This is a genomic window from Comamonas denitrificans, from assembly GCF_017368815.1.
In the GTDB taxonomy this organism is placed as follows: domain Bacteria; phylum Pseudomonadota; class Gammaproteobacteria; order Burkholderiales; family Burkholderiaceae_C; genus Comamonas; species Comamonas denitrificans.
The window spans coordinates 17473-41054 of the sequence record NZ_JAFNME010000004.1; the positions used below are offsets into that span (position 1 = coordinate 17473).

20 protein-coding genes are annotated in these 23582 nt (G+C 61.4%); 9 read left to right on the top strand and 11 right to left on the bottom strand.

The annotated features are described in order from the left end of the window. Nucleotides 1–2: 2 nt before the first annotated feature. Nucleotides 3–824, top strand: a complete 822-nt coding sequence (locus J1777_RS02565) for a carbon-nitrogen hydrolase family protein (protein ID WP_207574273.1) — start codon at nt 3–5, stop codon at nt 822–824. A gap of 176 nt (nt 825–1000) precedes the next feature. Here J1777_RS02565 and sucD read toward each other — a convergent pair whose 3' ends face one another. Both sucD and sucC read right to left on the bottom strand, forming a co-directional pair. Continuing rightward, complete coding sequence (sucD, locus tag J1777_RS02570) at nt 1001–1903, bottom strand: succinate--CoA ligase subunit alpha (protein WP_207574274.1); 903 nt, start codon at nt 1901–1903, stop codon at nt 1001–1003. A gap of 26 nt (nt 1904–1929) precedes the next feature. Next, nucleotides 1930–3090, bottom strand: a complete 1161-nt coding sequence (gene sucC / locus J1777_RS02575) for an ADP-forming succinate--CoA ligase subunit beta (RefSeq protein WP_207574275.1) — start codon at nt 3088–3090, stop codon at nt 1930–1932. Nucleotides 3091–3376: 286 nt separating this feature from the next. On the opposite strand from sucC, the gene argC reads away from it, so the two are divergent. Continuing rightward, complete coding sequence (gene argC, locus J1777_RS02580; protein WP_207574276.1) at nt 3377–4309, top strand: N-acetyl-gamma-glutamyl-phosphate reductase; 933 nt, start codon at nt 3377–3379, stop codon at nt 4307–4309. Nucleotides 4310–4319: 10 nt separating this feature from the next. Here argC and hprK read toward each other — a convergent pair whose 3' ends face one another. Both hprK and J1777_RS02590 read right to left on the bottom strand, forming a co-directional pair. Continuing rightward, nucleotides 4320–5282 (bottom strand): HPr(Ser) kinase/phosphatase, encoded by a 963-nt coding sequence (gene hprK, locus J1777_RS02585; RefSeq protein ID WP_207574277.1) that lies wholly within the window; start codon nt 5280–5282, stop codon nt 4320–4322. 55 nt (nt 5283–5337) lie between these two features. After that, nucleotides 5338–5805, bottom strand: a complete 468-nt coding sequence (locus J1777_RS02590) for a PTS sugar transporter subunit IIA (protein WP_207574278.1) — start codon at nt 5803–5805, stop codon at nt 5338–5340. Between the two features lie 253 nt (nt 5806–6058). Between J1777_RS02590 and J1777_RS02595 the strand changes: the two genes are divergently transcribed. Beyond that, complete coding sequence (locus tag J1777_RS02595) at nt 6059–6979, top strand: phosphoribosylaminoimidazolesuccinocarboxamide synthase (RefSeq protein ID WP_207574279.1); 921 nt, start codon at nt 6059–6061, stop codon at nt 6977–6979. A 179-nt stretch (nt 6980–7158) separates the two neighbouring features. Here J1777_RS02595 and holA read toward each other — a convergent pair whose 3' ends face one another. The 3 genes from holA to leuS are packed head-to-tail and all read right to left on the bottom strand — an operon-like array spanning nt 7159 to nt 11501. Next, complete coding sequence (gene holA, locus J1777_RS02600) at nt 7159–8217, bottom strand: DNA polymerase III subunit delta (protein WP_207574280.1); 1059 nt, start codon at nt 8215–8217, stop codon at nt 7159–7161. A 28-nt stretch (nt 8218–8245) separates the two neighbouring features. Next, on the bottom strand, nt 8246–8782 hold the full coding sequence (locus tag J1777_RS02605; RefSeq protein WP_207574281.1) for an LPS-assembly lipoprotein LptE: 537 nt from the start codon (nt 8780–8782) through the stop codon (nt 8246–8248). A 13-nt stretch (nt 8783–8795) separates the two neighbouring features. Further along, nucleotides 8796–11501, bottom strand: a complete 2706-nt coding sequence (gene leuS, locus J1777_RS02610) for a leucine--tRNA ligase (RefSeq protein WP_207574282.1) — start codon at nt 11499–11501, stop codon at nt 8796–8798. A 207-nt stretch (nt 11502–11708) separates the two neighbouring features. Here leuS and J1777_RS02615 point away from each other — a divergent pair, with 207 nt between their 5' ends. Then, on the top strand, nt 11709–12878 hold the full coding sequence (locus tag J1777_RS02615; RefSeq protein WP_207574403.1) for a mechanosensitive ion channel family protein: 1170 nt from the start codon (nt 11709–11711) through the stop codon (nt 12876–12878). Nucleotides 12879–12920: 42 nt separating this feature from the next. On the opposite strand, the gene J1777_RS02620 is transcribed toward J1777_RS02615, so the two are convergent. Then, nucleotides 12921–14120 carry a threonine ammonia-lyase gene (locus J1777_RS02620; protein ID WP_207574283.1) on the bottom strand — a complete coding sequence of 400 codons (1200 nt, stop codon included), beginning with the start codon at nt 14118–14120 and terminating at the stop codon, nt 12921–12923. Nucleotides 14121–14364: 244 nt separating this feature from the next. On the opposite strand from J1777_RS02620, the gene J1777_RS02625 reads away from it, so the two are divergent. The 3 genes from J1777_RS02625 to J1777_RS02635 all read left to right on the top strand — a co-directional run bounded on the left by J1777_RS02625 (nt 14365) and on the right by J1777_RS02635 (nt 17821). Further along, the gene (locus J1777_RS02625; RefSeq protein WP_242700348.1) at nt 14365–15444 is read left to right on the top strand and encodes an NAD(P)H-dependent flavin oxidoreductase; all 1080 of its coding nucleotides are present in this window, start codon (nt 14365–14367) and stop codon (nt 15442–15444) included. Nucleotides 15445–15661: 217 nt separating this feature from the next. Beyond that, on the top strand, nt 15662–16435 hold the full coding sequence (locus J1777_RS02630) for a ferredoxin--NADP reductase (protein WP_207574284.1): 774 nt from the start codon (nt 15662–15664) through the stop codon (nt 16433–16435). Nucleotides 16436–16513: 78 nt separating this feature from the next. Further along, a complete protein-coding gene (locus tag J1777_RS02635; protein WP_207574285.1) occupies nt 16514–17821 on the top strand; it encodes an AmpG family muropeptide MFS transporter in 1308 nt (435 codons plus the stop codon). Nucleotides 17822–17849: 28 nt separating this feature from the next. Here J1777_RS02635 and J1777_RS02640 read toward each other — a convergent pair whose 3' ends face one another. Continuing rightward, nucleotides 17850–18203, bottom strand: coding sequence for a hypothetical protein (locus J1777_RS02640; RefSeq protein WP_207574286.1), 354 nt, complete (start codon nt 18201–18203; stop codon nt 17850–17852). A gap of 270 nt (nt 18204–18473) precedes the next feature. On the opposite strand from J1777_RS02640, the gene gph reads away from it, so the two are divergent. Continuing rightward, complete coding sequence (gene gph, locus J1777_RS02645; RefSeq protein WP_207574287.1) at nt 18474–19175, top strand: phosphoglycolate phosphatase; 702 nt, start codon at nt 18474–18476, stop codon at nt 19173–19175. 183 nt (nt 19176–19358) lie between these two features. Here gph and J1777_RS14430 read toward each other — a convergent pair whose 3' ends face one another. Continuing rightward, entirely contained in the window at nt 19359–21170 is a 1812-nt protein-coding gene (locus J1777_RS14430; RefSeq protein ID WP_207574288.1) for a methyl-accepting chemotaxis protein, read from the bottom strand. A 254-nt stretch (nt 21171–21424) separates the two neighbouring features. On the opposite strand from J1777_RS14430, the gene speE reads away from it, so the two are divergent. Continuing rightward, entirely contained in the window at nt 21425–22663 is a 1239-nt protein-coding gene (gene speE, locus J1777_RS02655) for a polyamine aminopropyltransferase (protein WP_207574289.1), read from the top strand. An 81-nt stretch (nt 22664–22744) separates the two neighbouring features. Here the strand turns inward: speE and J1777_RS02660 are convergent, their stop codons facing one another. Further along, nucleotides 22745–23359, bottom strand: coding sequence for a chalcone isomerase family protein (locus tag J1777_RS02660; RefSeq protein WP_207574290.1), 615 nt, complete (start codon nt 23357–23359; stop codon nt 22745–22747). Nucleotides 23360–23582 lie beyond the last annotated feature (223 nt).

Consider the following 23582-nt stretch of genomic DNA (forward strand, 5'->3'; position numbering starts at 1 on the left):
CCATGCAAACCGCCACCGTGCAAATGTGCAGCAGCCCCGATGTGGCCGCCAACCTGGCCAGCGCCCACGCCCTGCTCACCCAGGCCGCAGCCCAAGGGGCCGAGCTGGCCGTGTTGCCCGAATACTTCTGCGGCATGGGCCGGCACGAGCACGACAAACTGGCCTGGGCCGAAGACTTTGGCAGCGGCCCCATCCAAGAGGCCCTCGCCCGCTGGGCCCAGGAATTGGGGCTGTGGATTGTGGCGGGCACTATGCCCCTGCGCTCGCCTGCGCCGCAGCGGGTGTTCAACACCAGCCTGGTCTTTAACCCGCAAGGCCAATGCTGCGCCCGCTACGACAAAATTCACCTGTTTCGCTTTGGCAACGAGCGCGAGCAGTACGACGAAGCGGCCGCCATCACCCCCGGCACCCGCCCGGTCGTGGCCGAAGTCACCGACCGCAGCGGCCACCGCTGGCGCGTGGGCCTGAGCGTGTGCTACGACCTGCGCTTTCCCGAGCTGTACCGCCACCACGCCCAGGCGGGGGCCGACATCATGGTCGTGCCCAGCGCCTTCACCTGCACCACCGGCCAAGCGCACTGGGAGGTGCTGCTGCGGGCGCGGGCCATTGAGAACCAATGCTTTGTGCTGGCCGCGGCGCAAGGCGGGCAACACGACAACGGGCGGCGCACCTGGGGCCACAGCATGGCCATCAACGCCTGGGGCGAAGTCTTGGGACAGCGCACGCAGGCCGGCGCAGGCGTGGTGCTGGCCACGCTGGAGCCAGCGCATTTGCAGCGGGTGCGCCAGCAACTGCCCGCGCTGGAGCACCGCACCCTTTCATAAAAAAAGAGCTGCTCCCGCTGATAAATCAACGTTTTCAAGATAAAAATCTTGAAAAACCCTTTATTTATCAGCGAAAACAGCTTCTTTAAAAACAACAAAGCCCTGCAAGGCACACCTTGCAGGGCTTTTGTTTTGATAGCTATTAGCGCTTACTGAACAAGCGCTAACGCCTATTTTTATGCTTTTTTCAGCAGGCCTTGCAGCAGGCGGCCCATTTCAGAAGGGTTGCGGGTGATGGTGAAACCGCACTCTTCCATGATGGCCAGCTTGGCGTCCGCCGTGTCGGCACCGCCCGAGATCAGCGCACCGGCGTGGCCCATGCGCTTACCAGCGGGGGCGGTCACACCAGCGATAAAGCCGACGATGGGCTTTTTCATGTTGGCCTTGCACCACTGGGCAGCTTCGGCCTCGTCGGGGCCACCGATCTCACCGATCATGATCACGGCATCGGTATCGGGGTCGTCGTTGAAGGCGCGCATCACGTCGATGTGCTTCAGACCGTTGATGGGGTCACCACCAATGCCCACGGCGCTCGACTGGCCAATGCCCAGCTCAGACAGCTGCGCCACGGCTTCGTAGGTCAGCGTGCCGGAGCGGCTGACCACGCCCACGCGGCCTTTGCGGTGGATGTGGCCGGGCATGATGCCGATTTTGATTTCATCGGGCGTAATCAGGCCGGGGCAGTTGGGGCCCAGCAGCAGGGTTTCCTTGCCGCCAGCGGCCACTTTGGCGCGCATTTTGTTGCGCACTTCCAGCATGTCGCGCACGGGAATGCCTTCGGTGATGCAAATCGCCAGGTCCAGGTCGGCCTCAACGGCTTCCCAGATGGCAGCGGCGGCACCTGCGGGCGGCACGTAGATCACGGAGACGGTGGCACCGGTCTCTTTGGCAGCGTCTTTGACCGAACCAAAAATGGGGATGTCAAAAATGCGCTCGCCCGCTTTTTTGGGGTTCACACCGGCGACAAAGCAATTTTTGCCGTTGGCGTACTCTTGGCATTTTTCCGTGTGGAACTGGCCGGTTTTACCGGTGATGCCCTGGGTGATGACTTTGGTGTCTTTATTAATAAAGATAGACATGGTCTTGTTTCTCTTTCCTGGGCGGGTTACTTAACGGCGGCCACGATTTTGGTGGCAGCTTCGGCCATGGTGTCGGCCGCGATGATGGGCAGGCCCGAATCTTTCAGGATTTGTTTGCCCAGCTCTTCGTTGGTGCCCTTCATGCGCACCACCAGCGGCACCGACAGGTTCACGGCCTTGCAGGCGGTGACCACGCCGGTGGCGATGGTGTCGCAGCGCATGATGCCGCCGAAGATATTGACCAAAATGCCCTTGACTTCGGGGTTTTTGAGCATGATCTTGAAGGCTTCGGTCACTTTTTCTGCCGTGGCGCCGCCGCCCACGTCCAAGAAGTTGGCCGGTTCGCCGCCAAACAGCTTGATGGTGTCCATGGTGGCCATGGCCAGACCGGCACCGTTCACCAGGCAGCCGATGTTGCCGTCCAGGCTGATGTAGGCCAGGTCGAACTTGGAGGCTTCGATCTCGGCCGGATCTTCTTCGTCCAGATCGCGGAAGGCCACGATTTCGGGATGGCGGAACAGCGCGTTGGCATCAAAGTTGAACTTGGCATCCAGCGCCATCAGGTCGCCCTTGCTGTCGCAGTTGAGCGGGTTGATTTCCACCAGCGATGCGTCGGTGTCCATGTAGCACTTGTAGATTTTGGCGAAGATATCGACGGCTTGGTCGATGGACTTGCCTTCTAGCCCAATGGCAGCTGCCACCTTGCGCGATTGCGCTTCGGTGATGCCGGTCAGGGGATCGATCATCTCGGTGATGATTTTCTCGGGCGTGGCTTCGGCCACGGCTTCGATGTCCATGCCGCCTTCGCTCGAAGCGATCAGCGCCACTTTTTGCGTCGCGCGGTCGGTCACCAGCGAGACATACAGCTCGTTCTTGATGTCGGCGCCGTCTTCGATGTACAGGCGGCGCACTTTTTGGCCTTCGGGGCCGGTTTGGTGCGTGACCAGTTGCATGCCCAGGATTTGTTCGGCCAGGGCTTTCACATCGTCAATGGTCTTGGCCACTTTCACGCCGCCGCCTTTGCCACGGCCACCGGCGTGAATTTGGGCTTTCACCACCCAAACGGGGCCACCCAGTTTTTGGGCAGCTTCTACGGCTTCTTGAACGGTGAAAGCGGCAATGCCACGGGGTACGGGCACGCCGAACTGACGCAAGATTTCCTTGCCTTGGTATTCATGAATTTTCATGCGTGTGAGTCTCTCAGTAACGGAGGGGGAAATGCCCGCTGTTGGGCCCTTGGCTGGGCACGGTAACCCAGTGGTAACCAGCAATCCCAAGGGTGCAAGGCATGGCAGCCGCGAAATGTACCACGCAGGTCTAACACAGCCTTACACACTAGGTTTTCCGCCAGAAACGGTCCTGCGCCACACAATGCCGCTTTTGCACACGTTCAGGCGCCAACACCTTGCGCCTGCAGGACAATGCAGGCCTTGCGCAGACTGCGCCACCTGGCCCATGGAGGATTTTTCACGCATGTTTAAGATTTTTATTGATGGCGAAGCCGGCACCACCGGCCTGCAAATTCGCGAGCGCTTGGCCGACATGGCCGGCATCGCACTGGTCAGCATTGACCCTGCCCTGCGCAAAGACCCGGCCGCCAAACGCGCCCTGATCGCCACGGTGGATGTGGTTATCTTGTGCCTGCACGACGATGCCGCGCGCGAAACCACCGCCATGGTGGATGCCATCACGGCCGAGACGGGCAAGCTCATCAAAATCATTGATGCCTCCACCGCCCACCGCGTGGCCCCCGATTGGGTCTATGGCTTTGCCGAACTGGCCCCCGGCCAGCTGGATGCCATCCGCAATGCCAGCCGTGTGAGCAACCCCGGCTGCTACGCCACCGGCGCGATTGCCTTGCTGCGCCCCTTGGTGGATGCGGGCCTGGTGCCGCCGGACTACCCGCTGGCGCTGCCCTCCATCTCGGGTTACTCCGGCGGGGGCCGTCCCATGATCGAGGCCTACGAGGCCGGCACCGCCGCCCCGCACGAAGCCTATGCGCTGGGCCTGGCGCACAAGCACATTCCAGAAATTCTGCGTTACACGGGCCTCTCCCGTCGCCCCATCTTTATTCCTGCGGTGGGCAATTTCCGCCAGGGCATGCTGGTGGAATTGCCGCTGCACCTGGACACCCTGCCGGGCCAGCCGAAGGTGGCGGACATTCACCATGCGCTGGCGCAGCACTACGCACAGGCCAATACGCCTGAGCAATGGGTCAGCGTGCTGCCCGCCACCGACGATGGCAAGCTGGCCGCCGACACCCTGGCCGATACCAACCACCTGGAGCTGCGCGTGTTTGGCAACGATGCCTACCACCAGGCCGTGCTCATCGCCCGCCTGGACAACCTAGGCAAAGGGGCCAGCGGCGCGGCGGTGCAAAACCTGAAAATTATGCTGGGCTTGTGAGGCTGGTGATTTAGTCGCTGCTGCCCATGTCGCGCTCCATGGCGCGGCGGTGGCGCTCGACAAATTCTTCGTAGGTGTTGATGCCGCGCAGCTGCAAGATGGTGTTGCGCACGGCGGCCTCGACCAGCACGGCGATGTTGCGCCCCGCCACCACGGGCAGCACCACTTTGCGCACGCCCACGCCCAGCACGTCTTCTTTGAGCGGCTCTTGCGGCAGGCGCTCGTAATCGCGTTCCATGGTTTCTTTGCGCACCAGGTGGACGATGAGGGTCAGGCGCATTTTGCGGCGCACGGCCGTTTCGCCAAAGATGGCGCGAATGTCCAGCAGGCCAATGCCGCGCACCTCCAGCAGATTGCTCAAAAGCTCGGGGCAGCGGCCAATCACCACGGCTTGGTTGATGCGGTACAAATCGACCGCATCGTCGGCCACCAAGCCGTGGCCCCGGGTGATCAGCTCCAGCCCCAACTCGCTTTTGCCCAGGCCCGACTCGCCGGTGATCAGCACCCCCAAGCCCAAAATGTCCATGAACACGCCGTGCACCGTGGTGCGGTCGGCAAAGTGTTTGGACAAATAGGCCCGCAGCACCTCAATCACAAACGCGGCGGGCTCGTCCGTGGCGAACAAGGGGATGTGGTCGCGCTCGCACATGGCCAGCAATTGCGGCGGGGCGGTTTGCCCATCGGCCAACACCAGAACCGGGGGCTCCAGATTGGTGATGCGCTGCACGCGCCGTTCGCAGTCGGCGGGGGTGGCGTTGGTCAGGTAGGCAATTTCGCGCTCCCCCAACACCTGCAGGCGGTAGGGGTGGATGTAATTGAGGTAGCCCACCAAATCGGCCCCCGACGTGGCCGAGCGCACGGCCATTTCATCAAAACGCCGTTCGGGGTTGCCGTGGCCCGCTTCCCAGTGCCAACCCAGGGTTTGGCGAAAGGCAGCAAACAGCTTGTCAGCATTGATCGCTTTATGGCGCATGGCAAAGGCTTTCTAAAAAACGCAGCGCATGGTCGCTGGCGGTGCGGCCGGTGCGTCAGTCGCTGGTGGTGGCCTGCCAGTTGGCAATGATGGCGTGCAACTGCGCGGCATCCTGGGTGGTTTTCAGGGCTTCGCGCAAGGGGCTGTTGCTTAGCAGCTCGGCAATTTCTGAGAGCACTTCCAGGTGTTGCTGGGTGGCCGCTTCGGGCACCAGCAAGAAGATGAGCAGGCTGACCGGTTGTTCATCCGGCGCATCAAAGCCTATGGGGCCGGCGAGTTGAAACACCGCCGCCATGGGGGCTTTCAAGCCTTTGATGCGGCCATGGGGAATGGCTACGCCGTGGCCCAGGCCCGTGGAGCCCAGGCGCTCGCGGGCGAACAGGCTGTCGGTAATCAGGGCGCGAGAGAGGCCATGCAAACCCTCAAACAGCAGTCCAGCTTCTTCAAACGCGCGTTTTTTGCTGGTGGCGTCCACCCCAACGAGGACTTGGGTGGCAGGCAGGATGGAGGCTAAACGATTCATGGATTCCGTCATTGGTGCGGCACGCAGAGAAAACGATGGGCCACCGCACTGCACAAAAGCGCAAGGTGACCCAAGGGCTAAGGATGTACCCATTTGTGCTTTTTTGCAACTGCAAGAGGGATTTTCCCCAGGATCCTCCTTGGGTGTGTGGTTTCTATGCCGCCTCATTGGCCCGTCTGGTTTGCCTGGGGAGATTTAGAATGCCCGGTTGGCTCCTTTCGTGGGCTCTTTCATTGTTTAACGTTTGCGCACTATGACTACGCCTAGCACCTCTGCCTTGCACACTTCCAATATTGCTTCTTTGCCCCTCTTGGCGCGTGGCAAGGTGCGTGACAACTACGCGGTGGGCGATGACCGCATTTTGATGGTGGCCAGCGATCGCCTGTCGGCCTTTGACGTGATCATGGGCGAACCCATTCCGGGCAAGGGCGAGCTGCTGACCCAGATGGCGCTGTTTTGGTTTGCCAAATTGGGCCATATTTGCCCCAACCACCTGACCGGCGAAGCACCGGAGAGCGTGGTCACGCCTGAAGAAATTCCCCAAGTCAAAAACCGCGCCATGCTGGTGCAGCGCCTGCAGCCGATCATGATTGAGGCCGTGGTGCGCGGCTATTTGGCGGGCAGCGGCTGGAAGGAATACCAAGACAGCCAGGCCGTTTGCGGCGTGCCCCTGCCTGCGGGGCTGACGAATGCGGCCAAGCTGCCCGCACCGATCTACACCCCGGCGGCCAAGGCCGAGATGGGCGACCACGACGAAAACATCACCTACGAGCGCACGGTGGAGATGGTGGGCGAAAAGCTGGCCGCGCAAATTCGCGACACCGCGATCCGCCTGTACCAAGAGGCGGCCGAAATCGCCCTGCAAAAAGGCATGATCATTGCCGATACCAAGTTTGAATTTGGCCTGACGCAAGACGGTACCCTGGTGCTGATGGACGAGGTGCTCACGCCCGACAGCTCGCGCTACTGGCCCGTGGAGGGCTACGCAGAAGCCCTGGCCAAAGGCGACAACCCGCCCAGCTACGACAAGCAGTTTGTGCGCGACTGGCTGGAGCAGGCCAAGGTCAATGGCAAGCTGTGGGACAAAAAAGCCCCGGCCCCGCGCCTGCCGCACGAGGTGATTGAGAAAACCGCCGCCAAGTACCGCGAGGCCTTGCAGCGTTTGACGGCCTGAGAACGTGTTCACGATCTGAGCACCGGCCTCTCCCAACTTATTTAAAAACAAGAGCTGTTTGCGCTTGATTTGTAAAGTTTTTAGGTTGTTTTAACCATGAAAACCTTGTATTTCAAGCGGATGCAGCTCTTTTTTATTAGGCTGTGGAAGGGGTGGTTTATGGCGTGCTGGGCCGGGGCTTAGCGGGCGCTTTGCACGGCCTGCACCATGTCAAACGCCAGCCGGTGCAAGGCTTGCCAGCCGTGGGCGGGCCAACCGGGCAGCGCCAGGCCCTTGACGATGCCATCGACCTGGTGGGCCGCCAGCAGCAGCTTGGCCAGGCGCGCCGGGCGCAGGCGCGGCAGCAGTTGGGCAAAGAGCTGCTCTTTCTTGCCCCAGATGCGCAGTTGGCGCAGCACCAGGGGCAGGGGCTCGCCCGCATCCAAAGCCGCGCGGGCGCGTTGCAGGTTGCGGATGTCTTCGGCCAGCGTCCAGTGCACCAGCACCTCGGCCACGCCTTCGGCCTGCAGGCCGTCGAGCATGCGGGTGGTGCGCTCCAGGTTGCCGCTGAGCACCGCTTCGGAGAGTTTGAATACGTCGTAGCGTGCCACATTGGCCACGGCTTGGGCGATGTGCTCGGGCGTTAATTCGCCGGGCGGGTAGAGCAGGCCGAGTTTTTGAATTTCTTGGTGCGCGGCCAGCAGGTTGCCTTCGACCTGGTCGGCAAAAAACGCCAGGCTGCGCTGCCCCGCCTGCCCGCTGGCCACCTGCTGGCCCTGGGCCTGGAGGCGCTGGGCAATCCAGCCGGGCAGTTGTTCGCGCTCAATTGGCTGGATGGGGATGTGGATGCCGTGCGCATCCAGCGCGGTGAACCAGGCGGTTTTTTTGCTGGCCGCGTCCAGGCGCGGCAGGTGCACCAGGGTGAGCACCTCCTGCGCCTGGGCGGCCTGCTGGGCCAGCTGCGCCAGGGCGGCGGCCCCTTCTTTGCCACCGGGTTTGCCGCTGGGGATGCGCAGCTCAATGATTTGCTTGTCGGCAAACAAACTGAGCGCACTGCCCGCCGCCAACACCGCACTCCAGTCAAAGTGGGCCCCCTGCACGGTGAACACGCTGCGCTCGGTAAAACCGGCGGCGCGGGCCGCAGCGCGGATGGCATCGGCGGCCTCTTGCAGCTGCAGCGGCTCATCGCCGTGCAGGGTGTAGAGCGGGCGCAGGCCTTTGGCCAGATGGCCAGGCAGTTGGTTCAGGGCCAGTTGCATTGCGATCGGGGGGGGCGGGCGCGCGGGCTTACGCGCCCACGGGGGGCTGCACCAGCGCCAGGCGGCGCAGCAGTTGCTGGGCAACGTCTTGGCGCATGTCGCGCACCAGCTCCATTTCTTCCTCATCCTTGGCCAGGGTGAGGGTTTCGCTGTAGGTCATGTCGCGGGTTTGTTCGATTTCGCCCTCTTCAATCCACACGCGGCCATCTTTGCCGATCAGGCTAAAGCGCACGTACAGGCGCAGTTGCAGCTCGCGCACCTGGCCGGCTACGGTTTTGGCCAGCACCACGCGCTGGTGGCGTTCGCCCAGCAGGTGCAAGGTGACATCGGCATCGGCGCTGGTTTGCGGGGGTAGCAGCAGCTGCAGGTCGTGGCTGGAGGCGGCCAGCTGGCGCAGCAGGCTGCGCCCCAGCTCGGAGCCCTCGGGCGCTTGCAAGTACAGGGATTGGAAGGCGTACTGTGCCCGCCCGCGCAGGGCAAAACCGCAGCCGCCCAGGCCCAGCGTTGCGCCTAATAAAGGGGCGCTGGCCAGCAGCGCGAGAAGGTGGCGTTTGGAGGCTTGCATGGGGATTGAGTTGTTACACCACGATATTGACCAGGCGGCCCGGTACGACCACGATTTTTTTCGGGGTGGCCCCTTCGATGTGCTTTTGCGCATCTTCGCAGGCCAGGGCCAGGCGTTCGATCTCGGCCTTGTCGGCGCTGGCGGGTACGCGCACTTTGCCGCGCAGTTTGCCGTTGATTTGCAGCATCAGCTCCAACTCGTCTTGCACCAGGGCGCTGGGGTCGGGCTGGGGCCAGGCGGCATCGAGCAAATCGCCTTGCTTGTTGGCATAGCCCAGCTCGCTCCACAGCACATGGGTCAGGTGCGGGGTGGCGGGGTAGAGCACGCGCAGCAAAATGCCAAAGCTTTCGATGGCGGCGATTTGGCCCTCGGCGCTGTCCAGGCCTTTGAAGTCTTCCAGGGCGTTGAGCATTTTCATTGCGCCCGACACCACGGTGTTGTACTGCATGCGCTGGTAGTCGTAATCGACCTGCTTGAGCACGGTGTGGATCTCCAGGCGCAGGGCTTTGGAGACCGGGTCAAAGGCAATCTCGGCCAGGTTTTTGCGCTCGCCCACCAGGTCAATGGCCGCGCCGTAATCCACCCCCAGCAGGCGCTGGGCGTAGTTGTACACGCGGCGCAAAAAGCGGTAGCTGCCTTCCACGGCCGCGTCGTTCCACTCCAGCGTCAGCTCGGGCGGGGAGGTGAACATGGTGTACAGGCGCGCGGTGTCGGCCCCGTATTTTTCAATCAGGTGCTGGGGATCGACACCGTTGTTTTTCGACTTGGACATGGTGCCCACGCCTTCGTAGGTGATCTCGGTGCCCACGGGCAAGAGGCCATCGCTGCTGTCGGCGGCGTTTTTCAGCTTGGCACCGATCACTTTGCCGCCCTCGTCCAGCACATGCTCGATGTCGTGCGGCCAGAAGTAGTCTTTGGCGCCCTTGGCGCTCTTGCGGCTGTAGATGTGGTTCAGCACCATGCCTTGCGTGAGCAGTTTGGTAAACGGCTCATCCACTTTGACCAGGCCCAAATCGCGCATCACCTTGGTCCAAAAACGTGCGTACAGCAGGTGCAAGATGGCGTGCTCGATGCCGCCGATGTACTGGTCCATCGGCATCCAGTAATCGGCGCCTTCGGCCACCATGTTGTCGCTGTTGTGCGCATCGCAATAGCGCATGAAGTACCAGGACGAATCGACAAAGGTGTCCATGGTGTCGGTTTCGCGCCGTGCAGGTTTTTGGCAGCAAGGGCACACCACGCCTGCGTGGAATGCTTCACTTTTAATGAGCGGGTTGCCGCTGCCATCGGGCACCAGGTCTTGCGGCAGCACCACGGGCAAATCCTTCTCGGGCACGGGCTGGGGGCCGCAGTCGGCGCAGTGGATGATGGGGATGGGCGTGCCCCAGTAGCGCTGGCGGCTCACGCCCCAGTCGCGCAGGCGCCAGGTGGTTTTTTTCTCGCCCAGGCCTTTTTCGGCCAGCAGTTGGGCCACTTTGTCCACCGCTTCGGCATGGCCTAGGCCGTCCAATACGCCGGAGTTCACGCAGACGCATTTTTGTTTGTCGGCGTAGTGCTCTTGCCAGGCGGTGGCACTGAAGCTGGCCCCTTCCACCGCCGTAACTTGGGCGATGGGCAGGCTGTATTTCAGGGCAAAGGCAAAGTCGCGCTCGTCGTGCGCGGGTACGCCCATCACCGCGCCGTCGCCGTAGCCCATCAGCACGTAGTTGCCAACCCACACTTCGACCTGTTTGCCGGTCAGCGGGTGGGTGACGAACAGACCGGTGGGCTGGCCTTCTTTTTCCTTCAGCGCCAGCTCGGCCTCGGTGGTGCCGCCTTGTTTGCATTCTTCGATGAAGGCGGCCAGTGCCGGGTTGCTGGCCGCAGCGTGCTGGGCCAGCGGGTGCTCGGGGGCCACGGCGCAAAAGGTCACGCCCATGATGGTGTCAGCGCGGGTGGTAAAGACGTACATCTTGCCGTCTTGGATCAGCTCGCCTGCGGCATTTTTAATGTCGTGCGTAAAGGCAAAGCGCACGCCGCTGGATTTGCCAATCCAGTTTTCTTGCATCAGGCGCACTTTGTCGGGCCAGCCGGTCAAGGTGGCTTTATCGCCCCCCACCTGCACATGGTCGAGCAGCTCTTGCGCGTAGTCGGTGATCTTCAGGTAGTAGCCGGGGATTTCGCGCTTTTCCACCAAGGCACCGGTGCGCCAGCCGCGCCCGTCAATCACCTGCTCATTGGCCAGCACGGTTTGATCGACCGGGTCCCAGTTCACCACCTGGGTTTTGCGGTAGGCAATGCCTTTTTCCAGCATTTTCAAAAACAGCCACTGGTTCCATTTGTAGTATTCGGGGTCGCAGGTGGCAAATTCGCGGCTCCAGTCGATGGCCAGGCCCATGGCCTGCATCTGCTTTTTCATGTACGCGATGTTGTCGTAGGTCCACTGCGCGGGCGGCACTTTGTTTTTGAGTGCGGCGTTTTCAGCGGGCAGGCCAAAGGCATCCCAGCCCATGGGCATCAGCACATTCCAGCCCTGCATGCGCAGTTGGCGCGTGAGCATGTCGTTGATGGTGTAGTTGCGCACATGGCCCATGTGCAGCTTGCCGCTGGGGTAGGGCAGCATGGAGCAGGCGTAGAACTTTTTCTTCTCTTGGTCTTCCGTTACACGGTAGGCATCGCGCATTTGCCAGTGCGCTTGCGCGGCGGATTCAACTTCCTGGGGGCTGTATTTGTCTTGCATGATGAAAAAAGCGCCTGCGAAAGCGCAATTCGCTTGAAAAGCGTGAAAAAGAAGGGCAGCGAGCCTGCTGCCAAAGCTTGGCATTTTAGGTGCCCCTATTGCCTGGGGCAGATTGACAACGTTTTTCCCAACAATTTCAGAGCAGGAGAGAGTGTGGATTTTTTGAATACTGCATTGAGTGGCGTATTTGCTGGCGAATTTGCCAGCTTGCAACCCTGGGCCAAGGCCAGCATTGGCCTGGCCCTGGTGGCCCTGGTGGCCGTTGTGGCGGGCATTGTGGCCCGCATCGTGTTATTGAAGGTGGTGCGCCGTGGGCGTGAGCAATGGGGCAGTGGCTGGTGGCACATTGCGCTGCACGATACGGTGCTGCGCCGTGTGGCCAAGGTGGTGCCCTCCATCGTCATGCAGCAAGCGGTGTATGGCGTGCCGCACTTGCAAGCCCCGCTGGCCAACCTGTTGCACAACTTGGCCGCGGCCTTTACCACCTACCACCTGGCGCGGGCGGTGATGGCGCTGCTCGATGCCCTGAACCACGCGCACGACAACTACGACGGCCCGCGTGCCTCGCAAACGCGCACCATCAAAAGCTATGTGCAGCTGGGCAAGCTGACCGTGGGCATTGTGGCCCTGCTGCTGATCGTGGCCACGGTGCTGGACCGCTCGCCCTTGCTGCTGCTCTCGGGCCTGGGAGCCATGTCGGCGGTGCTGATGCTGGTGTTCAAAGACACGATCTTGTCGTTTGTGGCGGGCGTGCAATTGGCCAGCAACGACATGCTGCGCGTGGACGACTGGATTGAGATGCCCAGTGAGAACGCCGATGGGGCGGTGATTGAAATCAATCTGCACACCGTCAAAGTGCAAAACTGGGACAAAACCGTCACCAGCATCCCCACCTGGAAGCTGATGAGCGCCAGTTTCAAAAACTGGCGCAGCATGTTTGCCGGGGGCGGGCGGCGCATCATGCGGGCGCTGCCGATTGATGCGGCCACCGTCGGCCCGCTGACCCCCGCCCAGCACGCGCACTGGGCGAAATCGCCGCTGATGGAAAGTTTTTTTCAGACAGCGCCGCCGGTCTATACCAATTTGGCCGCCTTTCGCGCCTATGCCCTGGCGTATTTGCAGGCCCACCCCGGCATTCATCAACCGCCCGCCATGATCTTGATGGTGCGGGTGCAGGAGCCGACGGCTTTTGGCATCCCGCTGCAGGTGTATGCGTTTACCGTGGCCACCGCCTGGGTCGATTACGAGGCTACGCAAGGCGAAATCATCGACCACTTAATCGCCATGCTGCCGCAGTTTGGCCTGGCGCTGTACCAGCGCTCGTCCGATTACAGCAGCCGCCAAAAAGACGCTGCGCCCAGCCTAGCGCCAGTGTGAGGGGGCCCCGCCGGGGGGAAGCCGCCCCCTCTGCGGCGGTCGCTACATCCGCGCGGCCTCCATGCCCTGGGCTTGCAGGGCCTGGAGCACCTGCTCCACATGCGCCTGGTTGCGTGTTTGCAGGACAAATTCAATCTCCACGTTTTGCGCGGCCAGCAAGGTAAACGCGCGTTGGTGGTGTACCTCTTCGATGTTGGCCCCGGCCTCGGCCACGGTGGCGGTGATTTTGGCCAGCACGCCCGGAACATCGCGGGCGCTGACCTTGATGCGTGCCAGACGACCGGAGCGGGCCATGCCGCGCTCGATGATCGAGGCCAGCAGCAGCGGGTCGATATTGCCGCCCGACAAAATCAGCCCCACTTTTTGCCCCTTGAACTGCTCGCCGTGGCGCACCAGGGCGGCCAGACCGGCTGCACCGGCCCCTTCGACCAAGGTTTTTTCAATCTCTAACAGCATCAGCACCGCTTGCTCGACATCGCCCTCATCGACCAGCAGCAGCGTATCGACATAGTTGCGCACCACCTGGCGGGTGAAGGCCCCGGCCGTGGCCACGGCAATGCCCTCGGCAATGGTCGATTGGCCAATCGGCAAATCCAGCCCCTGCACGGCATTGACCATGGAAGGGAAACGCCGTGTTTGCACGCCCACCACGCGGATGCTGGGCTTTAAGGTTTTGGCAGCGGTGGCCACTCCGGCAATCAGCCCGCCGCCACCAACCGAGACGATCAGCGTGTCCAGATCGGGCTGCTCGGCCAGCATCTCCAGCGCCAGCGTGCCTTGGCCTGCGGCCACGGCGGGATCGTCAAAGGGGTGAATGAAGGTCAGCTGCTCCTGCTCGGCCAGGGCGTAGGCGTGCAGGCGCGCAGCTTCGAGGGTGTCGCCATGCAGCACCACTTCAGCGCCAAAGCTGCGCGTGCGCTCAACCTTTACGCCGGGGGTAAAGCGCGGCATGACGATCACGGCACGCAGCCCCATGCGTTGCGCGTGGTAGGCCACCCCCTGGGCGTGGTTGCCCGCGCTCATGGCCACCACGCCCCGGGTTTTTTCTTCGGCGGTGAGCAGCTGCAGGCGGTTGCACGCGCCGCGCTCTTTGAACGAGGCGGTAAATTGCAGGTTTTCAAACTTTAAAAACACCTGGGCACCCGTGATGTCCGAAAGGGTCTGGGAGGCCACGCACGGGGTTTGCAGAATGTGATCGCCCAGGCGATCGGCGGCGGCGCGGATATCGGGGTAGGTCAGCATAGGAAAAAGGCAGAAAAGGGCAGAAGGGGAGTTCAGAAATTAGGAGCTGTGCGCACTTGTCTAGTAAGTGATTGCGGCGGATTTGGTTTATATCTGATAAATAAAACTTGTATTTTTCGGGTGTACACAGCGGCGGCACAATCCCTGGCCTGAGAACGTGAACACGTTCTTAGCCTGTGCCCGGATGCCTTGCTGCGCAGCGTGTGGGCCTGCCTGTTAATTTTTCTCTGCAAAAGGACTTGCCATGACCCACACCACTTTGGCCCCATGGATGCAGCGCCTGGGCCTGCGCCACCCCATTATTCAAGCGCCCATGACGGGCACCGCCACCCCGCAATTGGCCGCCGCCGTGAGCAATGCGGGCGCGTTGGGTTCGATTGGCCTGGGTGCGTACAGCCTGGAAAAGTCGAAAACCGACATCGAGCACACCCACAGCCTGACCAGCGGGCCTTTCAACGTCAATCTGTTCTACCACCAGCACCCGCAGGCCGATGCCCCGCGTGAACAGGCCTGGCTGGAGTATCTGGCTCCGGAATTTGCCCGTTTTGGTGCCACCGCACCCGCCAGCTTGCAGGCGGTATACCCCTCGGCCCTGGGCAATACGGCGCTGCAGCAGCTGATCTTGGCGCAGCGCCCGGCGGTGGTGAGTTTTCATTTCGGCCTGCCCGAGCCAGATTTTTTGGCGGCGCTCAAAGCCTATGGCTGCATCACCCTGGCCTGCGCCACCGATTTGGACGAGGCCCTGGCCATTGAGCAGGCGGGCATCGACGTGGTGATTGCCCAGGGCGTGGAGGCGGGCGGCCACCGGGGCGTGTTCGACCCCGCCCGCGACCAGATGCTGGGCACCTTGGCCCTGGTGCAGCTCTTGGTGCAGCGCACCCGCCTGCCTGTGGTGGCCGCCGGCGGCATCATGGATGGGGCCGGGATTGCGGCCGTGCTACAACTTGGCGCATGTGCTGCGCAGATGGGGACAGCGTTTGTGCCTTGTCCTGAGTCCAATGCCAATGCTGCTTATCGCCAAGCGCTTTTAAATAAAGAGCACGCCCGCACGGCCGTGACCAGCGCCATCTCGGGCCGACCGGCGCGCGGCCTGGTCAATCGCCTGCACGCCCTGGGCGCGGCCTACCCCGGCAGCTTGCCCGCTTACCCCCAGGTGTACGACGCGGGCAAGGCCTTGCACCAAGCAGCCAGTGCCCAGGGCTGCACGGACTTTGCCCCGTTTTGGGCCGGCCAAGGCGTGGCACTGGCGCGGGCCTTGCCAGCGGCGCAGCTGGTGCAGGTGTTGGCCGCTGAGCTGGCCCAGGCACAGCTGCGCGGGGGCTGAAATAGCGGAGTAAATGGGGGTAAATCGGGGGGCAAATGGCGGTGCCACGTCATTTGCCATATCACTAATCTGTATCAAGAGATAAGCAGACAATCCCCCATTTTGGGCGAAATTCACGCACAATCGCAGCCCTGTGGCCCGGGGCGGCGGCTTGCCCATCCTCACTTGGCCGGGCCCCACCGAGTGGGTTTGTTATTGATTTTTTGCTGCATTGTTTATGAGTGCTTTTCACGAAGAACGTGTTTTGTCGGTGCACCACTGGACCGATCGGTTGTTCTCTTTCACCACCACCCGCGATCCTGGGCTGCGCTTTTCCAATGGCCACTTCACCATGATTGGCCTCAAAGTCGATAACAAGCCCCTGCTGCGGGCCTATTCCATCGTCAGCCCCAACTGGGAAGAGCATCTGGAGTTTTTCTCGATCAAAGTGCCCAACGGCCCACTGACTTCGCGCCTGCAAAACATCCAGGTGGGCGACACCATCATTGTGGGCAAAAAGCCCACCGGCACCCTGGTCACCGATTACCTGCTGCCAGGAAAAAACTTGTACTTGATTGGCACGGGCACGGGCCTTGCGCCGTGGTTGTCCATCATCCGCGACCCGGATACCTATGAGCGCTACGAAAAAGTCATCGTCGTGCACGGCGTGCGCCATGTGGCCGACCTGGCCTACCAAGAGATGCTGGAAAAAGACCTGTTCGAGCACGAAATCCTGGGCGACATCATCAAAGACAAGCTCATCTACTACCCCACCGTAACGCGCGAACCCTTTCGCAACCAGGGGCGCATTTCGGACCAAATTGAAAACGGCACGTTCCCGCAAAACATCGGCCTGCCCTCGCTCAACCGCGAAACCGACCGGGTCATGCTGTGCGGCAGCCCCGAGATGCTGGACACCCTCAAGCACATGTTTGAGGCGCGCGGCTTCAACGAAGGCAACACCACCACCCCGGGCGATTTCGTCATCGAACGCGCCTTTGTTGAGAAATAAACGCCGCCCCAGGCATTAAGCTAGCCAGCCCGCAGCACCTTGGTCGCTGTGGGCTTTTTTTATGGCATCGATGGCTTTATGACTTCCTTTCGCGCTTGGCTTTGCACTTTGAAGGTTTACACGCAACCGGCCAGTTGGCGCATGTTGGCCTTGGGCTTTTCCGCCGGTTTACCCTTGCTGCTGGTGCTGGGAACGCTCTCATTTTGGTTGCGTGAAGCGGGCATTGACCGCACCACCATTGGCTATTTATCGTGGGTCGGGCTGGCCTATGCGTTCAAGTGGGTCTGGGCCCCGCTGGTCGATCGCTTGCCGCTGCCTGGGCTCACGCGCCGCCTGGGGCGGCGGCGCAGTTGGTTGCTGCTGTCGCAGCTGTTGATTGCCGCGGGCTTGCTGGGCATGGCCAGCCAAAACCCGCAGCTGGCCTTGACCCCCATGGTGTGGAGCGCCCTGGTGGTGGCCTTTGGCTCGGCCACGCAAGACATTGCCCTGGATGCCTACCGCATTGAATCGGCCAGCATGCAAGAACAGGCCGCTTTGGCCGCCACCTACCAAACAGGCTACCGCCTGGCCATGATCTGGGCCGGTGCCGGGGTGCTGTGGGTGGCCACCTTGGCCCAAGGCGAGCAATTGGGCTATGCCGTGCGGGCCTGGCAGGTGGCCTACAGCGTAATGGCCGCCTGCATGGTGGTGGGCATCGTCACCGTTTTGCTCTCGCCAGAGCCCCAGCCGCGCCCCCTGCCGCCCAGCCGCTCGGTGCAGGAGTGGCTGCACAGCGCTTTGGTAGCACCGTTTGCCGACTTTATCGCGCGTTACCGCTGGCAAGCGGCCCTGGTGCTGGGCCTGATTGCGGTGTACCGCATCAGCGATGTGGTGATGGGCATCATGGCCAACCCGTTTTATGTGGACATGGGCTACACCAAGGCCCAGGTGGCCGCAGTCACCAAAATTTACGGTGTGCTCATGACCCTGCTGGGGGCCTTTGTGGGCGGGGCCATGGCCATGCGCTGGGGCGTGATGCGGGTGCTGATGCTAGGGGCGCTGCTCTCGGCCAGCAGCAATTTGCTGTTTGCTTGGCTGGCCGCGCAAGCACCGACCACGGTGGGTTTGACCCTGGTGGTCAGCGCCGACAACTTGGCTGGAGGCATTGCCTCGGCAGCGTTTATTGCCTACTTGTCCAGCCTGACCAATGTGCAGTACTCGGCCACGCAGTACGCGCTGTTCAGCTCCATGATGCTGCTGGCCCCGAAGTGGCTGGCCGGGTTTTCGGGGCAGTTTGTGGATGCTTATGGCTATAGCCCATTTTTTATCAGCACGGCGGCCCTGGGACTGCCGGTGCTGGTGCTGGTCGCCCTGGCTGCACGGGTGCCAACCGTGCCAGCAGAATAGGCGGGCAGCAGGTATTGAATATTATTTTTTAATCTAGCTCAGCAGAAACTTCATTGGTTTTGCGGTTGTATTTGAGCGTGATTTTGTCCACTTCGCACAAGTTAATATCTTCCCAGACGACTTCGGATTCGTCATCGGTAAAGGTCACTTTAATATCTTGCTCGCAGTGCTTGGTGTCGCCGAATTTAAATTTTTTGGAATCGCCGTTCAGAAACTGATACTCGCCCAGGCGGTCATTGCCCCAGTTATTTTTTTGGGAGGGCGAGATATACACCTCATTAATGGCATAGCCCGTTTTATTGACCAGGGTGAAATCTGCATTGCCTGCCAATGCGCCGGTGCTGATTAATGCCAAAGCAGCCGCCACGGTAATTTGTTTCATAGGTAAGAGTCCTAGATAAAGGGTGTTTTCTATCGTGAAAGCAGATAGTCTTTCGATTCTAAAAATATTTTTTCATGGCGCTGCATGGGGAAAACCCACTTAAAGCGAGGTTTTTCTTTGCTCGGCCGCCGCCGCCCGCTGGGTACCATGGCCGTTTTTCGGGCCCATTCTTTGGGCCATGGATCGCAGGATTTTTCAGAAACATTTTGGCCTTCAACACTTGCTGCTAACTTGCTGGTAAAGCGTTGAAAGCTATGAAATTAAACAGTTATGCAATTGCACTTGGAAGGCAGCAGCATCGCCCTGGATGCGGTGATGCTGGATTTGGATGGCACCTTGGTGAACACCTTGGGCGATTTTTCAGCGGCGCTCAACGGCATGTTGGCCGATTTGCAGTTGCCCGCGATAGCCCCCGAAGTGATTGAGCACTTGGTGGGCAAGGGCACCGAGCATTTGTTGCGCTCTGTCTTGGCCCATGGGGGGCTGGATGCCGCCCAGGTGCAGGCCCAGTATGCGCAGGCGTGGCAGCGCTATGAGCACCATTATTTGCGCATCAATGGCCAGTTTGCCCAGGTGTATCCGGGGGTGGAGGAGGGCTTGCACACCTTGGCCGCGGCGGGCTTGCCGCTGGCGTGTTTGACCAACAAGCCGCTGGCGTTTGCCCAGCCGTTATTGCGTGCCAAAGGTTTGGAAAAATATTTTCAGTGCGTGTTTGGCGGTGATTCGTTTGCCCGCAAAAAGCCCGATCCGCTGCCGCTGCTGGAAACCTGCAAGGCCTTGGGCACCCAGCCAGGGCGCACCTTGATGGTGGGCGATTCGAGCAACGATGCGCAAGCGGCGCGGGCGGCCGGTTGCCCGGTGGTGCTGATGACCTATGGTTTTAACCACGGCGAGCCGATTGCTGCAGTGCCCGCGCTGGCGCATTGGGATGCGCTGGCGCAGGTGCAGGGGCGTTTGAGTCCGCAGCGCTAAGAACGTGTTCACGATCTCCTCATGGGTGTGCGGGCGCGGCTTCGGGCGGTCTGCGTCGTTGCAAATCCTCGCAATAGCCAAGCTATTGCTGTGGTTTGCGCCTCGCAACCCATCCCGAACCGCATCCCCCACACCTTCATTCGAGATCATGAACACGTTCTAAGGCTTTTTGGGGGGGAGGCTTTAGAAAGTCTCCCAATCGTCCTCGTTGCTGGTCGCTGGCTTGGAGGGCGCTTTGGCGGCCGGCTTGGGCTTGGGCGCGGTCAAGGCGGTGGCTGGGGCAGGCGTGGGCGCAGTAGGCGCTGCTTTTTTAGGTGCTGTTGGCGCAGTAGTTTTAGGGCTATTTGCAAGCTTTTTCTCTACTTTGCCGCTTTTGATTGCGGGGGCTGCTATAGGTTTTGCAGATGGCCTGGGCGCAGCTTGGGCAGCGGCAGGGCCGGGGCGTGCGGTGCCGCCCTCGTTCACCTGGAAAAAGGCCATGGCTTGCACCAGCTGCACGGCTTGGCTGCGCAGGTTGTCGGCAGCGGCGGCGCTTTCTTCGACCAGGGCGGCGTTTTGCTGGGTGGTGCGGTCCATTTGCGTGATGGCCTCGCCCACCTGGCTTACGCCCGAGCTTTGCTCGCGGCTGGCGGCGCTGATCTCGGCCATGATGTCGGTGACGCGGCCAATGGCGTTGATCATTTCCTGCATCGAGTGGCCCGCTTGGTCGGCCAGCTGGGTGCCGTGGCCCACGCGCTGCACGCTGGTGTCGATCAGGGTCTTGATTTCTTTGGCGGCCTCGGCGCTGCGTCCGGCCAGGGCGCGCACCTCGCTGGCCACCACAGCAAAACCGCGGCCTTGCTCACCGGCGCGGGCTGCTTCGACAGCGGCGTTCAGCGCCAGGATGTTGGTTTGAAAAGCGATGCTGTCGATCACGCCGATGATCGCCGCGATGCGCTGGCCGCTGTCCTCAATCTCGCGCATGGTGCTGACCATTTGCTCGACCACGCCGCCGCTTTGGTTGGCCACCTCGTTGGCATTCATGGCCAGTTGGTTGGCCTGGGCCGCGTTGTCGGCGTTTTGGCGCACGGTCGCGCCCAGCTGCTCCATCGAGGCGGCGGTTTGCTCCAAAGCGCTGGCTTGTTGCTCGGTGCGGGCCGACAGGTCGTTGTTGCCCTGGGCAATTTCGGCGCTGGCATTGGCCACGCTGTCGGCGTTTTGGCGCACGCCGGCGACGATGCTGGCCAGTTTGGCCTGCATTTCGTGCAGGCTGGTGAGCAAGGTGGCGGTTTCATCGCGGCCGCTGATGGTGAAGCTTTGCGTCAGGTTGCCGTGGGCAATTTCGTCGGCAATGCCCACGGCCTGGTGCAGGGGCCGGGTGATGGAGCGCCCCAGTGCCCAGGCTCCCCAGATGCCCAGCAGCAAGGTGATGCCGGCGACGCTGGCCAGCATGATTTGGCTTTGGTGCACTTGGGCCAAGGCGGTTTCGCGCGTTTCGGTATAGACCTTGAGCTGGTAGTCGGCAAACTGCCCCAGGGCTTGGTCGTAGGCATCGGCCAGGGGTTTGAGCTCGGATTCGACCCGGTCTGCCACGTGGTCGCCGTTGGCGCTTTGCTGAATCAGCGCCGTGCGCAGGTTGCGGTAGGCGGCGCGGTGGCTGTCTAGGCCTTTGAACAGCCGGATGCCCTCTTCGAAGCGCAGCAGGCTTTCGATTTTTTTCTGGCCCTCGCTGATCGCGGCCGAGGTGGCGGCAATTTCTGGCTCCCAAATCGCGTTGAATTGCGGATCGGCGTTGAGTAGCATGGCGCGGGTGCGAATCCAGTTTTTCTCCCTGTTTTCGCGCCAGCGCATGGTCTCTTGCAGGCGCAGGTTGTCTTGCTGGGTCATGGTCACCATGACATCGCTGATGACCTGCATGCGCCAAATGCCGATGGCCGTGAGCGCGAGCATGATGAGCAAAATGGCACCGAACCCCAGACTCAAGCGGGTGCTGACTTTGACGTTACTCATTGACATGGGAAACCTTTACAGAAAGATGAAACTGATTGTAGAGCGCAGATCGCAAGCGTTCGTTGTTGTGGCGCCATAGCATCAAATGGTGGTCGGCGTGTTGTAGTGTGTTGTAAAGCAGGGTGTATGGACTTGCCATGTGGGCAGGGGTGTTTTGCGTAAAACTTACCTAAAATGCTGGGTTTCCCCAAAAATGCACGCTTTTTTGTTCCGGTAAGACGCGTTTTACCCCGGATGGAACCCCAGGAGGACTCCCCACTATGCAAGGTTTGCACCTGACTGCCGATTTGTACCAATGTTCTTGCGATAGCGCACTCATGATTTGTGCCGACACCATTGCGCAGTTGTGCCGAAGTCAGACCGATGCCTCCGGGCTCACGCTGGTGGAGGACAAATGGGTCAAATTCCCTGAATGGCAGGGCCAGCCTGGCGGGGTCACCGGGGCGGTGCTGCTGGCCGAATCGCATTTGGCCATCCACACCTGGCCCGAGACGGGCAACGTCACCATCGACGTGTATGTGTGCAATTTTTCGGGCGACAACTCGGCCAAGGCCCAGGCGCTGATGGATGGCGTGGTGGCCGCTTACGCCCCGCAGGAGGCCGTGCGCCAGCAGCTGTGGCGCGGCGACATTGCCACCAATGGCGTGGGCCAGTACCCCTGGGTGATGGAGCAGCTCACGGAAAACGCGGCCTTTGGGTTTCGGGCGCACAACGTGCAGCGCCAGCACACTCCGTTCCAGACGCTGGAGATGCTGGACACCCCCAGCTTTGGCCGCGTGATGCGCCTGGACGATCACTTCATGACCAGCGAGGGGGAAGAATTTTTCTACCACGAGTGCATGGCCCACCCGGCGGCCATGGCCCACCCCGATCCGCAGCAGGTGCTGGTGATTGGCGGCGGCGATGGCGGCTTGGCCGAAGAGCTGCTCAAACACAACACCGTGCAGCGCCTGGTGCTGGCCGAGCTGGACGAGGCCGTCATCGAGGTGAGCAAGGCCCAGCTGCAGCGCGTACACAACGGGGTGTGGGACGACCCGCGCCTGCAGCTGCAAATTGGCGATGGCATGGCCTATGTGGACAGCACCACCGACCGCTTTGATTTGATCTTGCTCGATTTGACCGATCCGCACACCCCCGCCGGCTCGCTCTACAGCCCTGAGGCCTTAGAGCGCATGCGCCGGGTGCTCAACCCCGGTGGGGCGCTGGTGCTGCACCTGGGCAGCCCGGTGTTTCATGCCGAGCAGGTGCGCGCGCTCAGCCAAACGCTCAAGGCCACCTTTGCCCAGGTGGCTTGCTACGGCACCTATGTGCCGCTGTATGGCGCGTACTGGGGCATGGCGGTGTGCTCAGACAGTTTGCAGCCCACCACCGTGAGCGCCGCGCAGATCGATGAGCGCCTGGCCGCCCGGGGCGTGACCGACTTGCAGTACTACAACGCCGACATCCACGGTGCTTTGTTTGCCCTGCCCAACTACTACCGCAAGCTGGTGCTTGCATAAGCAGAGCGGCTACCGCTGATAAACATTCATTTTCAGAGCTAAAACACTGAAATTTGTTTATCTATCAGCGCAAAATGCTATTCAATTTGCATCCAGGGGCGGCGTTTGCAGCCCCAGCAGCGCCTGCTTGAGGGGGCTGTCGGCCGGCTGCTCGCCCAGCCAAATGCTGAGCAAGGCATTGAAAAATAGCGGGTCGGCAAACTGCGGCTGGCGCGCTTGGCCGTTGATCGAGATGGTCAGCCCGGCCTCGGGCACCCAGTCCAGGGCAAAACTATCGCCCTTGCGCAGGCGCTTTTCGTGGGCAAACAGCGCCCCCATTTGCACCACGCTGGGCAGCACCTGGCCCAGGTGCTGGCGGGGGGTGTTGTGCTCGATGCCCTTGGTAAACAGCTTGCCCAGCTCGTTGGCATCAATATCGCGCAGCATGTGAATTTCCAGGCGCTTGGCACCGGGCATCTGGGCGATTTGCGCGTAGCTTTGCGCCTTGTGCGGCAGGTACAAATGGGCGTTATAGACCTTGAACACCGCTTTGTGGCGCGTGCCGCTGCCGTTCAGAACCAGCGTCTGGCCCGCCAGGGTGAACGATTCGGCAGGCTCGGGCGGCGGCGCGGCGTGCGCACGCACGGCGCTGGTCAGCACGGCCACCAGGGCCAAGGCGGGCAGGAAAACGCGGAAACAGTGCACGGCATGCAGCATACAAACCCCTTGAAAACAAATAAGAACGATCGTTCTTTTGAAGAGGCTGATTCTGAAAGCCTTACTTTTTCCTGACAAGCGCTAAAGCGCGAATCCGGCACGAATCCAGGGTAAATGCTGAGTGGGCGGCCCGCTGGCCTGGCCCCCGCGTTTCGGCGGCCCGCCTGCCATCGGCTACACTTGCCGCCCATGTTCATTCACTACGCGTTGATTGCAGGTTGTG

Bases quoted from the DNA above. Each gene is read 5' to 3' on its own strand.
- J1777_RS02625 (WP_242700348.1), top strand. From the start codon at position 14,365: ATGACCCACACCACTTTGGCCCCATGGATGCAGCGCCTGGGCCTGCGC.
- sucD (WP_207574274.1), bottom strand. From the start codon at position 1,903: ATGTCTATCTTTATTAATAAAGACACCAAAGTCATCACCCAGGGCATC.
- gph (WP_207574287.1), top strand. From the start codon at position 18,474: ATGCAATTGCACTTGGAAGGCAGCAGCATCGCCCTGGATGCGGTGATG.
- argC (WP_207574276.1), top strand. From the start codon at position 3,377: ATGTTTAAGATTTTTATTGATGGCGAAGCCGGCACCACCGGCCTGCAA.
- holA (WP_207574280.1), bottom strand. From the start codon at position 8,217: ATGCAACTGGCCCTGAACCAACTGCCTGGCCATCTGGCCAAAGGCCTG.
- J1777_RS02635 (WP_207574285.1), top strand. From the start codon at position 16,514: ATGACTTCCTTTCGCGCTTGGCTTTGCACTTTGAAGGTTTACACGCAA.
- speE (WP_207574289.1), top strand. From the start codon at position 21,425: ATGCAAGGTTTGCACCTGACTGCCGATTTGTACCAATGTTCTTGCGAT.
- leuS (WP_207574282.1), bottom strand. From the start codon at position 11,501: ATGCAAGACAAATACAGCCCCCAGGAAGTTGAATCCGCCGCGCAAGCG.
- J1777_RS02620 (WP_207574283.1), bottom strand. From the start codon at position 14,120: ATGCTGACCTACCCCGATATCCGCGCCGCCGCCGATCGCCTGGGCGAT.
- J1777_RS02590 (WP_207574278.1), bottom strand. From the start codon at position 5,805: ATGAATCGTTTAGCCTCCATCCTGCCTGCCACCCAAGTCCTCGTTGGG.
- J1777_RS02660 (WP_207574290.1), bottom strand. From the start codon at position 23,359: ATGCTGCATGCCGTGCACTGTTTCCGCGTTTTCCTGCCCGCCTTGGCC.
- J1777_RS02565 (WP_207574273.1), top strand. From the start codon at position 3: ATGCAAACCGCCACCGTGCAAATGTGCAGCAGCCCCGATGTGGCCGCC.
- sucC (WP_207574275.1), bottom strand. From the start codon at position 3,090: ATGAAAATTCATGAATACCAAGGCAAGGAAATCTTGCGTCAGTTCGGC.
- J1777_RS02595 (WP_207574279.1), top strand. From the start codon at position 6,059: ATGACTACGCCTAGCACCTCTGCCTTGCACACTTCCAATATTGCTTCT.
- hprK (WP_207574277.1), bottom strand. From the start codon at position 5,282: ATGCGCCATAAAGCGATCAATGCTGACAAGCTGTTTGCTGCCTTTCGC.
- J1777_RS14430 (WP_207574288.1), bottom strand. From the start codon at position 21,170: ATGTCAATGAGTAACGTCAAAGTCAGCACCCGCTTGAGTCTGGGGTTC.
- J1777_RS02630 (WP_207574284.1), top strand. From the start codon at position 15,662: ATGAGTGCTTTTCACGAAGAACGTGTTTTGTCGGTGCACCACTGGACC.
- J1777_RS02605 (WP_207574281.1), bottom strand. From the start codon at position 8,782: ATGCAAGCCTCCAAACGCCACCTTCTCGCGCTGCTGGCCAGCGCCCCT.
- J1777_RS02640 (WP_207574286.1), bottom strand. From the start codon at position 18,203: ATGAAACAAATTACCGTGGCGGCTGCTTTGGCATTAATCAGCACCGGC.